11 protein-coding genes are annotated in these 9,901 nt (G+C 54.9%); 7 read left to right on the top strand and 4 right to left on the bottom strand.

From position 1 onward, the window contains the following. Positions 1–217: 217 nt before the first annotated feature. Complete coding sequence (locus ACQYWX_RS13015) at positions 218–886, bottom strand: nucleotidyltransferase (protein ID WP_431689064.1); 669 nt, start codon at positions 884–886, stop codon at positions 218–220. Positions 887–979: 93 nt separating this feature from the next. Continuing rightward, positions 980–1,549, bottom strand: a complete 570-nt coding sequence (locus tag ACQYWX_RS13010) for an HD domain-containing protein (protein WP_431689063.1) — start codon at positions 1,547–1,549, stop codon at positions 980–982. Positions 1,550–1,842: 293 nt separating this feature from the next. On the opposite strand from ACQYWX_RS13010, the gene ACQYWX_RS13005 reads away from it, so the two are divergent. After that, positions 1,843–2,271: a host attachment protein gene (locus tag ACQYWX_RS13005; protein ID WP_127970088.1), complete on the top strand. Its 429-nt coding sequence runs from the start codon at positions 1,843–1,845 to the stop codon at positions 2,269–2,271. 73 nt (positions 2,272–2,344) lie between these two features. Here the strand turns inward: ACQYWX_RS13005 and ACQYWX_RS13000 are convergent, their stop codons facing one another. After that, the gene (locus ACQYWX_RS13000) at positions 2,345–2,797 is read right to left on the bottom strand and encodes a hypothetical protein (RefSeq protein WP_127970087.1); all 453 of its coding nucleotides are present in this window, start codon (positions 2,795–2,797) and stop codon (positions 2,345–2,347) included. Between the two features lie 250 nt (positions 2,798–3,047). On the opposite strand from ACQYWX_RS13000, the gene ACQYWX_RS12995 reads away from it, so the two are divergent. Next, the gene (locus tag ACQYWX_RS12995) at positions 3,048–3,389 is read left to right on the top strand and encodes a DUF6488 family protein (protein WP_279507116.1); all 342 of its coding nucleotides are present in this window, start codon (positions 3,048–3,050) and stop codon (positions 3,387–3,389) included. Between the two features lie 129 nt (positions 3,390–3,518). Here the strand turns inward: ACQYWX_RS12995 and gbpA are convergent, their stop codons facing one another. Further along, the gene (gene gbpA / locus ACQYWX_RS12990) at positions 3,519–4,967 is read right to left on the bottom strand and encodes an N-acetylglucosamine-binding protein GbpA (RefSeq protein WP_431689062.1); all 1,449 of its coding nucleotides are present in this window, start codon (positions 4,965–4,967) and stop codon (positions 3,519–3,521) included. A gap of 478 nt (positions 4,968–5,445) precedes the next feature. Here gbpA and ACQYWX_RS12985 point away from each other — a divergent pair, with 478 nt between their 5' ends. The 5 genes from ACQYWX_RS12985 (at position 5,446) to ACQYWX_RS12965 (ending at position 9,900) form a co-directional block, all read left to right on the top strand. After that, the gene (locus ACQYWX_RS12985) at positions 5,446–6,078 is read left to right on the top strand and encodes a hypothetical protein (protein WP_216738015.1); all 633 of its coding nucleotides are present in this window, start codon (positions 5,446–5,448) and stop codon (positions 6,076–6,078) included. 210 nt (positions 6,079–6,288) lie between these two features. Beyond that, positions 6,289–7,320, top strand: coding sequence for an NAD-dependent epimerase/dehydratase family protein (locus tag ACQYWX_RS12980; protein WP_431689061.1), 1,032 nt, complete (start codon positions 6,289–6,291; stop codon positions 7,318–7,320). A 36-nt stretch (positions 7,321–7,356) separates the two neighbouring features. Continuing rightward, positions 7,357–7,971 (top strand): peroxiredoxin-like family protein, encoded by a 615-nt coding sequence (locus ACQYWX_RS12975; protein ID WP_431689059.1) that lies wholly within the window; start codon positions 7,357–7,359, stop codon positions 7,969–7,971. A 78-nt stretch (positions 7,972–8,049) separates the two neighbouring features. Beyond that, the gene (locus ACQYWX_RS12970; RefSeq protein ID WP_431689058.1) at positions 8,050–8,523 is read left to right on the top strand and encodes a DUF2141 domain-containing protein; all 474 of its coding nucleotides are present in this window, start codon (positions 8,050–8,052) and stop codon (positions 8,521–8,523) included. Positions 8,524–8,970: 447 nt separating this feature from the next. Then, the gene (locus tag ACQYWX_RS12965; protein WP_431689057.1) at positions 8,971–9,900 is read left to right on the top strand and encodes a mechanosensitive ion channel family protein; all 930 of its coding nucleotides are present in this window, start codon (positions 8,971–8,973) and stop codon (positions 9,898–9,900) included. Position 9,901: the final 1 nt, after the last annotated feature.

The following is a 9,901-nucleotide window of genomic DNA, read 5'->3' as shown; positions in this document are numbered from 1 at the left end:
CCATAAGGCGTCGCGTCGGTTATTTATCGCCTGAAAACCTCATTGTCGATAAAGACGAAGAGCCAAACCGGCTCCTCCCGAACACGCGACACCCTTTGTATGTTTAACCGGCGCCTGGCGCCGATCATTTATTGACCATACTTACTTTAACCATCAGTCACAAGGGCGGAAGTCCTCGCCACGCCCTGAATTAACCTTTGGTCATCTCGCCGTAAGTTCAGTCCGCAAGCGCCTCAACGCAGGCCTCATCGCCCCCGCCGCCATATATCAACGCCTCCCATTGCTCAGGATGTTCATGCATGATCAGCGTCCGCAAACGTCCCACAGAAAGCCGATCAATAGGCTTGCCGTCGGTGCTGCTGCGCCCCCTTATCCGCAAGTCCTGCGTGGGATACACCGATAACTCCACGGGAAACTCCATATCCAGATAGACATGGGTGAACTCCATAAAACGGCCCTCTTTGCGTATGCAGATGCTCTTGGTTTCATAGGGCCACCCCATGTCATCAAGGTAGACAAACAACGTCTCCGGCATATCGACGAAAACATGCAGATCAATATCACTGCTGGCGCGAATGCGACCGCTGCTGACTGAGCCGATCAGTCGCGGATTAAACGGCGTCAGTTGCTCCATCACATCCATCGCCAGGACCCGCATATCAAATAAGCGCTGTGTCACCGCATCCGGTTCCTCAAAACGCGCCATGCGATATATTTCCTCGGATATTTCACCATTGGAGGGCAAATGCAGCGTGTCGCCGCCCACCAGTCGTTTCGCCGCCTTACGTTTGGCGTCCAGGTATTGGTCCACGCCTTCTTCATACATCAGGCGCGCCGCCTCAATCACCAATAGGCGGCGAATGCGGTTATTACGTTTACTTTTCATAAATGGACCGGCGCGGATCTGCGCCGTGAAAGTCAGATTGATATCTAAATAAATCGGCGCATCAAAGCGCCTGCGCGGCGATACGCCACAGGATCAGGGTTGCTGTGCGCCAGCGGCGATCAAAGCATCCAGCGTCAACTGCAGCGCCTGCTCCGGGTTGCGCACTTTTGCGGTGAGCGAGCGTCCGCCCAGGTCCCAGCGCCGCAGAGAGATTAAGTCCTGCAGACGCGTAGATTCGCCCAAGCGTCGGCGCGTGCGTTGCGGGGCCAGCAGCAGGTCCAGATGATGAGCGATCAGCCACTCCACCCGGCTGGGCAGCACGCCCCGCACCATGGCGGCGCCGACTGCGCAGTGATCTTTCTGGTCCACGCTTTTGCCCAGGTCGTGAAAGAGCGCCGCCGCCCAAAGCTCCGGGTCCCGGGTTTCAGCGTACGCCAGTTCGAACACTTGCAGCGAGTGATAGAGGGCATCTTCTTCAGGGTGATAACGCAATGGTTGCCGCACGCCGTCCAGATCCCATAACAGGCCTGACAGGTATTCCTGAGTCGCAGGATTCGCCGCGATCTCGGCGGCTTGTTGCAAGGTGACTTCGGATGAAGTCGTTGAGGAGGTGGAAGAAAAGAAAGAGGTCGAAAAATCGAAATCGTCTTTGGTGTTTCCCAATATTTTTCCGGTTGAACCGGCTGTCCGATACTTGATTTTTAGCGGAGCGAACCGCACTGAGTTGTTATCCGCCATCATTCGGCGTTGAGCGCCGACGCGACATTATAGCGGAATATTGTGACAGGATAGCGAAATATTGTGACAGGTGAACCCAGGATGTCTTTCGTACTGCTTATCGCCGTTTCAGGCGATTCTCCAAAGTATGGGTTACACTCAAGCAGTGTGTGGCGGTACTTGCGGCGGAATGCCGCACCAGCGATTGCTTACTAAAACCGTTAACCAGAGGAGTTTTTATGACTACATGGGTACTAGCGGCGGACACCACCCACGCCAGACTGTTTTCCTGCGACACCCCGAAAGGCGCATTACAGGAACTGGAAACCCTCACCCACCCGATCAACCGACTGATGGAACAGGAAATCGTCTCAGACCGCAACGGCGGGATGATGAACGGCTCAGGCAATCACTCCTACGGCGAAGCGGATCGTAAAAAGCATGAAGAAGTGGAGAGATTCGCCAAGCGCGTCAACGAGCGCCTGAATGAAGGGCTCAACAAAAAGCAGTACGACAAGTTGTACATTCTCTCCGAACCCACCTTTCTGGGCGTGTTAAGACGTCAGATGAACGCCAACGTGCGTCATTGCGTGGCGGCGGAGGTCGATAAAAATCTCACCGTGCACCCGGTCAAGGACATCCGGGGACATCTGCCGGACTATTTGTAATATTACAAACGCTTGCAGCGTTACAGCGTCTTAAACGTTACTCGTCATTACGCCCTGGGCGAGCGCCAGGCGACTAATGGGTCGCCTGGGAGCTGCTGCGGCGCGCCAGCGGCATGTTCAGATGATGCGCCACGAACATGTCATGGGCGCGGGTGTCAGAGAGACAGCTCATGCACTGCATCACGCTGGAGTTGGTGGCGGGCTCACTGAAGCGCGCCAAATATTCGCAGGCGATGTTCAGCACTTTGTTGGACTCCACTTCATCGCCCATGTGGTGAAACACATTGGACAGATAAATACCGGATAAGGTCAGCAACGTAATCGCCGTCTTGCGCTCTTCGCCTTGTCGCGACAGCAGCAGCCGGGCCAGATCGAAAGAGCTGCCGATATAGGGTAAGGCCCGGTTCCATTGTGAGTTTTGATAATAGCAGCCGGACAAATGCATCCAGTGCATCCAGTTATTCACCAGCTCCTCTTCAGGTTGCAGCGAATACCATTCTTCATGTGTGGGACATAGAAAACGCATGGGTGTGAAAGCCTCCGTCTTTTTGCAAAATCCTAAATGATAATTATTATCATTTGCAACAATAATTGACGCAGTTCTGATTCCTGTCAAATCGTCCATTTTCACGCCCCCTAAAACCGACCATTTGGCCGAAGCGCAGACTATCCCGCCCGACTAGAATATTGTCTTCGCATTGATCTCCCCGACTCCTGGCGCAGGCTTTGCGGTAAATGGAACTCACAACCGGATTCATATAGACACGGCAATCACTATGACCAAAACCAAAGCGCTTCTGCTAAGCCTCCCTCTGGCCTTCTCCGCCCTTCAGGCGCATGCTCACCCCAACCACGACAGGCTGCAGGCAATCCCTGAGGAAACCGCTCAGGATCGCGGAGATTTCGTCATGAAGAAGATGGTCGGCGCCAAACGTCTGGACGCAAGCTGGACCCATGCGGAAAGAGTCGAGACTCTGTATATGGACAAAGGAGAAGAGCATCTGTGGCGGGTGAGTTATAAAAACTCCAGCGCCGCCGACGCGGTCAAGCAGACGTTTTTTATCTTCCTTGACGACAATGGTAATTACGTCACGTCTAACTACACGGGTCAGCCTTAAGCTCCCGCTTTCCATGGGGCGCAGGCGAGCCCCTTCCTTCTAAAATAGCCGTCAATTCGCTGATAAAAAAAGCCCCGGCGCACGCAGCAACCGGGGCTTGAAATCAGGAATCGGAATTTCCTTAGTCGATTACTTCACCAACTCCCAGGCGTCGCTCCAGTAAGCGCCCACGCCAGGCTCATAGTGATTGGCGTTGTCGCTGTATACGGTGCACCAGCCGCTGTACGGGAATGGTTTACAACGATAGATCTTGCCGTCTTTGGCCAGAACGGTGGTTCCCGCCTTGTACGCGCTCAGGCTTTCCGGGAAGACGTAATCGTAATCACCGCTCGGAGGCGTATCGCCGCCATCTTCCTTCAACAGGAAGCCCTGGGTTTTCTGCACCACTTTACCGTCTTCGCTTTCCCCTTTGACCACCAGGGAATAAGCGCCGGCTTCGGCTTTGTCGATATCGATACGGAAGTTATGAGACGTGTTATCCACCTTGGCTTCACCGAAGCCGGCGGCGGAACCGTCAGGCGCATACACATAGCTGCTTACGTTCATCGCCGCGTTGGTGGACACGGTGAAGTCGATGGTAGCCATACCATTTTCGATCATGTACTCGCCCTGCAATCCGCTCAGCTCGACAGCCGGATCAACGGGGCCATCATCGCCTTTGACGATTTCAATCTCAACGCGGTCAACGTCGCTGTCCGCCTTGCCGAATACGTCATTGCGTCCATAGGCCGGAACGATGTCGCCTTTGGCGTTCATCTTACCAGCGCGCAGCGCGTCGGACTCTTTGTTGATGGCGGTGGCCAGCAGGAACGGCCATTTGTCTTTCTTGCCGTCATCCGCAGAGTTGATATTCAGCACGGTTTGCAGTCCGGGATTCTCGCCGTTGCGATCGAAAACGCGGGTTTTCACTTGATCGCCAGTCTGCAGATCGATAGACGGGTTGATGTCGCCAATGTCGCGCCATTCTTGCGGTTCTGACGGATCACCGCCGCCACCGCCGAAATCAACGTCGATGACTTGATAGAAACTGTTGACGGTATCCCCCACATCCCATACGCCCAGGATGACCTGATAACCGCTGCGGCTGGGTACGTTACATTCATGGGACAATTCCGTGGGCGGACGCTGGTTATTGCCGTCGTAGCTACAGAACGGCTGCGCTTCGAACGAGTTGCGGGTCAGCGGCGCATTGGGATTCCAGCCCTCTTTGGTGATGTAGTAACGCCAATCGCGGGTGGCGTGATTGGCGGTGAAGCGCCACATAAAGGTATTGGAGCCGGCCTGGATCGGCGTTTTCTTCCAGCGGTTGACGGACTGCTCATCCAACTCGGAAAAATGGGACACCCCTGCGCTGGCGATCTTGCCGTCGGCAGGGCCGCCTTCCGGATAGCGGTCGGGACCTTCGACACTCTGCGGCTCCCACTGAATAGCGCCGCAGTTAAGGTTTTCCCCCAGTTTACATTGGTAGGAACGGGACGCCGGCTTGGAGATGTAGCCGTGCGCGAGAACGTTTTGGGCGATGAAAGGCAAAGTTACCAGACACCCAAGAACGAGTTTCTTGGTATGTGCTCGGTTCATATTAGAGCTCCCCTTATTATCAATTGGTATAGTCCTTTCTTCAAGGAAGAGCGGGGATTTTATTACGCGTATATTTTGCGCAATATCGGCTATTTACCTCATATTTGTAAGCCTCTAAAACTAAAGGACTAATAAAATCGCATTATGCTATTGGCATGCTTTTGGTATGCATTTAGATCATAAAACGACCGTTACTGGTATTTAATTTTGCCGTTACACGGCGCCGAGCCCAAGCGTTAGCGCCTCCCGCGCGCCAAGCTTTGTTTGAGCGATTCTGTTTCCCATATACGGGACAATAAACCCCTGTTTTCACATTGCTTTCGACATATCGAGCCGGTAATTTTTTAAACCAATCTGACGTCAAACAGAATGTTGAGCCACTACCGGAAACGACGCCTTCGTCGCCCGGGCATGGACGGCATAAACACCCGGTTAACCAGTGTTTCCTTAACCTGAAATTAAAATACGAGGAGTATTTATGTTCGATAAAGTGAAACGCCAGGCAGGCATGAGTTTCATGCTGTTGGCCGGGTTGAGCGCGGGCGCAGCTAATGTTTACGCAGACTCCGACTCCTACGGTGAACGTCATCGTCATCGTTACTTTGAAGCGGAGTTCGGCTTCACCACCGACCAGACCTGCGTGCGCAGTTTGCCGCAGGCGCCGGGCACCGTATCCATTGATCCGGATACCCGTCAGTTGCTGGTGGACGCCCAGGTGGTCGACATGAGCGGAACCGGCGTCATGACGTTCAGTAAGGACGGCACCATGACTCTCGAACAGGGCTTCGCTTCCGAGATGAACAAGGGCAATCTCAGCGTCGGCGCCATGCCGATTCAGGACGGCTTTTCGCCCTACTGCGAGGGCACTTACGAGCTGAAAGCGCAGAACCGTATCTCGGTGGCGTTCAACTGCGTCATCGACGTACCCGCCCAGGGGGCGACCATTCATGCCGGACCGGTGTTCGCAGACGGATTTATCGCCCGCGGCGGCCGCAGCATGTCGCTTAACCTCAAGCAAAACGTGCAGACGCTGACCGTCGACTTGCCGGGAACCTCCATCGAGTTCCAGCGTATGTGCCTGCAACGCTTTGCTTTAGAAAAAATTAAGTAGCAGTGGATTAACGAATAGAAATGAGCCGGTAATTCATTTCCTGCTCAAAAAACGACATAGTCCAAGTCCCGACAGAGGCGTATGATCGAACTGTAGTTCGGGAAATGAGCGGTCAGGACAACAACGCAGCCCCGCCGGATAGTCACTCTCCTCGACGACAAGAGGCGCGTGGCGATTCGGCGGGGCGTCATAGCAAACAAGGAGACTGTCATGGACACAGGACCAAAAACGCGGGTGCTGGTTACCGGCGCGACTGGCTTTTTGGGAAGCAACGTTATCAAGGCGCTGATGGCTCGCCCGGATGTTGAGCCCATCGCGGCCTGTCGCACCCCGTCAAAACTGGTTCCCCAATTCAAAGGCGAGATACGCAGCGGCGACCTGCTGGATGCGTCCTACCGCAAAGCCATGGTGCAGGACGTCGATGTGGTCTGCCACACCGGCACCTGGGGAGCCTTCTGGGGACACGCAGCCCTGGAGCGCACCCACTTTTTCGAACCTGCAGTGGACATCGTTGACCAATGCATCAACGCCGGCGTGAAGCGCTTTCTGCTCGCCAGCACTGTCGCCATCGCAGGCATTCGCAAGGACGGCAAACCCCAGGACGATTTTTCCGAACCCCGCTACACCGGCTACTGGCCGCATGTCGACAAACTGATCGACGTGGATAATTACATGCGCGAAAACAGCCAGCGCGGCACGCAGATGGTCAATATGCGTCTGGGCCACTTTGTCGGCAAGGGCAACCACCTCGGCATGGTTCCAGCCCTGGTGCCGCGTCTGCGTACCTACATGGTGCCCTGGTTATCCGGCGGACGCAGCCGTATGGCGCTGGTGGCGGATACGGATCTCGGCGAATCCTTCGCCCTGGCTTCCGTAGCGCAGGGGTTGGACAACTATGAGTCTTTCAATATCTGCGGCAAGGACTTCCCTACCACCCGGGAAGTGTTTGAATTTATCTGCAAAGAAACCAACTCGCCCAAGCCGATTTATAGCGTGCCGTATTTTGCAGGCTACGCCTTTGGCTGGTTGATGGAGACGCTGCTGCCCATTCTGCCAGGCTCTTCCCCGTTCCTCACCCGTTCTCTGGTGCACGTGGCGGAAGACTGGCTGTGCCCCACCGACTACGCCCATAAAAAAATTGGCTATACGCCACAAAAAGACTGGCGCGTCGCAGTGAGCGAAGCGCTCGCGGAACTCAAGGAACAAGGCTACCCCTGGCCGCATCTGTCCCAGGCCGCCTGATTCCACAGCATGTCGGACAATAAGGAACACACCGCCGTGAAACCAGGATTAAAAAACAAAATCCAGGCGGGCGATCTCGTCGCCCCCAAAACCTTAACCACCATCAAAGGCCAGCCCACGCAATGGCCGGACCCGGACCAACTGGTTCATTTACAGTTCCGCCGCTTCGCCGGCTGCCCCTTTTGCAACATGCATATGCGCGCCATGACGTTAAGGCATGCGGAGCTGGTCGCCGCAGGGATCCGGGAAATCGTCATCTTTCACTCCAGCGAAGCCTCCATGCAGCCATTCCAGGGAGACGCGCCATTTGACGTCATTTCCGATCCTGAGAAGAAGCTTTATCAGGAGTTTGGCGTGGAGAAGTCCTTACGCGCCCTGATGGACCCACGCGCCATCGCCGCCGCGATCAAAGGCGGCGCGCGCAAGATGAAAACCGCCAACCCGGATAAAGGTGAAAGTCCGCTGGGATTGCCGGCGGATTTCCTGATCGCGCCGGATGGCTCCGTGGTCGCCAGCAAATACGGCGTCCATGCATACGATCAGTGGTCCGTAGACGATGTCTTGGAGATGGCCCGCCGTTTCTATGCCGGCGCATCAGCGCAGTCGGAGCCGGCAGCGTCCCCTGCGCCCAAGAATGCAACCGCTCATTGATGCGGCGATGACGCTAACGCTGCTGCGAACACACTAGAAGATCGCTATTGATCTGCAGGAAATAAGGAGGGACAAATCATGCGCATCCCAACATGGAAGCAAGCCAGACTCTTTGCGCAACTCGTCGTAGCAGGCTGTCTGGCGACGCTAAGCATCACAACAGCCCAGGCGGCGGATACGCCCACCGGCTCGATCGAAGTGCAGCTGCAACATTTGCAGAATAACGAGGGCGGCTTGATGGTGCATTTATATAACAACGCCGACGGCTTTCCCGACACGCCGGCCAAGGCCTCCATCAAGCTATATGTGAAACCCACGGACGCCGGCGCTCACGCCACTTTCGCCGATGTGCCTTATGGCGTCTATGCAGTGGCGGTGTGTCACGACGCCAACAGCAATGACGACTGCGACGCTAACTTTCTGGGTATCCCCAAAGAAGGCGTCGGCGTTTCCAACAACGCGAAAGGCTTTATGGGCCCGCCCAGTTTCGACAAGAGCAAGTTCACCTTGCAGGAGCCATCCAAGTTGGTGTCCATAGATCTGGACTACTAACCCAGAGAGGTTTTTACGTCGCCCTTTCTTTTAACCCAGCCCGGCTGTTCAGCGCCGGGCTCACTCCTCGCCTCCTAGCTCAGCGCCGCCTTTTTCAGCGCCAATCAGTGTGTTAACGCGCATTAAACTTTCCTAATAATCCGCTTATTCCGCCGTCTTTTTCCAGTTCCGCCACGGGCCTAGTCTGATTGGCGTCTGGCGAAATTACGTTAACGGGCCAAACTATAAGTATCGTAGCGGTTTCTGAAGCGGCGCCCGGCGACCTCCAGCGTTGTCTAGTCGCAAAGAAGACCCAGGCGATTAACGCCGTTGGCGCTTATGCCCCTGTATTTAAAATGAATTATTGATGAATACCCTAATATTAATTCGCGAGAAAATGTTGCAGGCTGTGAGCTTTCACCCAGATCAACATCAGCGTTAAAAATAGAGAGGATAAAGAGCCGCAAAATGCTGGAAAGTTTCAAAAGTCTGATCGATATTGCGTCCACACGAGGAGTCCCCGCCACGGTAACGCTGCTGATTGCGTTAGCGTTGTTGCGATGGGTGATTCACCGTCAGATCAAGCGCAATAACTCGCTGTCCGAAGACTTCAAGCTGCGCTGGTCCAACATCCTCAAAAACTCTACTTACCTGATTCTGATCATCGGCCTGATTCTGATCTGGGCGCCGCAGATTCAGACCTTCGCCCTGTCGCTGACCGCCTTCGCCGTGGCCATTGTCATCGCCACCAAGGAGTTGATTCTGTGCGTCAGCGGCACGCTGCTGCGAGCGGGCAACCGTCAGTTCGCCGTGGGGGATATTATCGAAGCCGGCGATTATCTGGGCTACGTGGTGGATCAGAACCTGATCACCACCACGCTGAAAGAGCTGAACCGGGACTTTTACTCCAGCACAGGGAAGACCGTAGTCATCCCGAACAGCCTGTATCTGAGTTCGGCCATCAAGAACCACTCGGTGCTGCGTCCCTATGTGATCCATAGTTTCTGCATCACCACAGAGCCGGATTTCCAGCGCTCCTATGAATACTCATTGCGAATGAAGGAAGCGCTGGACAAATACTGGAGCGAGTTTCAAAAAGAAAACAAGGATTTCATTCCTTTGATTCGCAGTCGACGCTTGATATTGCAGGACGTGATTCCGAAATTCCGCTTCACCACGACGGACGTGGCCAAGCACAAATTCGTGGTGACGCTACCGTGCCGCGCCGACGCCCGGTTGCAGCAGGAGCAGATGATCAATATGGTTCTGTTTGCGCCGCCGGTAGAGGCCAATGAAGAGACGAGCACGGAATCATCTCAGACAGAAGCGCTGCCGGCGCCAGATCAGAATGCGCCAGAATCGCTGCCTGACGCGGCGCTGGTGCGCACCACCATCTAGA

Origin of the sequence: Hahella sp. NBU794, from assembly GCF_050749805.1 — a bacterium.
Lineage (GTDB): Bacteria > Pseudomonadota > Gammaproteobacteria > Pseudomonadales > Oleiphilaceae > Hahella.
Note: the sequence above shows the minus strand (reverse complement) of the source record. Positions and strands in the feature narration are given on the sequence as shown.

Bases quoted from the DNA above. Each gene is read 5' to 3' on its own strand.
- ACQYWX_RS13015 (WP_431689064.1), bottom strand. From the start codon at position 886: ATGAAAAGTAAACGTAATAACCGCATTCGCCGCCTATTGGTGATTGAG.
- ACQYWX_RS13005 (WP_127970088.1), top strand. From the start codon at position 1,843: ATGACTACATGGGTACTAGCGGCGGACACCACCCACGCCAGACTGTTT.
- ACQYWX_RS13000 (WP_127970087.1), bottom strand. From the start codon at position 2,797: ATGCGTTTTCTATGTCCCACACATGAAGAATGGTATTCGCTGCAACCT.
- ACQYWX_RS12995 (WP_279507116.1), top strand. From the start codon at position 3,048: ATGACCAAAACCAAAGCGCTTCTGCTAAGCCTCCCTCTGGCCTTCTCC.
- gbpA (WP_431689062.1), bottom strand. From the start codon at position 4,967: ATGAACCGAGCACATACCAAGAAACTCGTTCTTGGGTGTCTGGTAACT.
- ACQYWX_RS12985 (WP_216738015.1), top strand. From the start codon at position 5,446: ATGTTCGATAAAGTGAAACGCCAGGCAGGCATGAGTTTCATGCTGTTG.
- ACQYWX_RS12980 (WP_431689061.1), top strand. From the start codon at position 6,289: ATGGACACAGGACCAAAAACGCGGGTGCTGGTTACCGGCGCGACTGGC.
- ACQYWX_RS12970 (WP_431689058.1), top strand. From the start codon at position 8,050: ATGCGCATCCCAACATGGAAGCAAGCCAGACTCTTTGCGCAACTCGTC.
- ACQYWX_RS12965 (WP_431689057.1), top strand. From the start codon at position 8,971: ATGCTGGAAAGTTTCAAAAGTCTGATCGATATTGCGTCCACACGAGGA.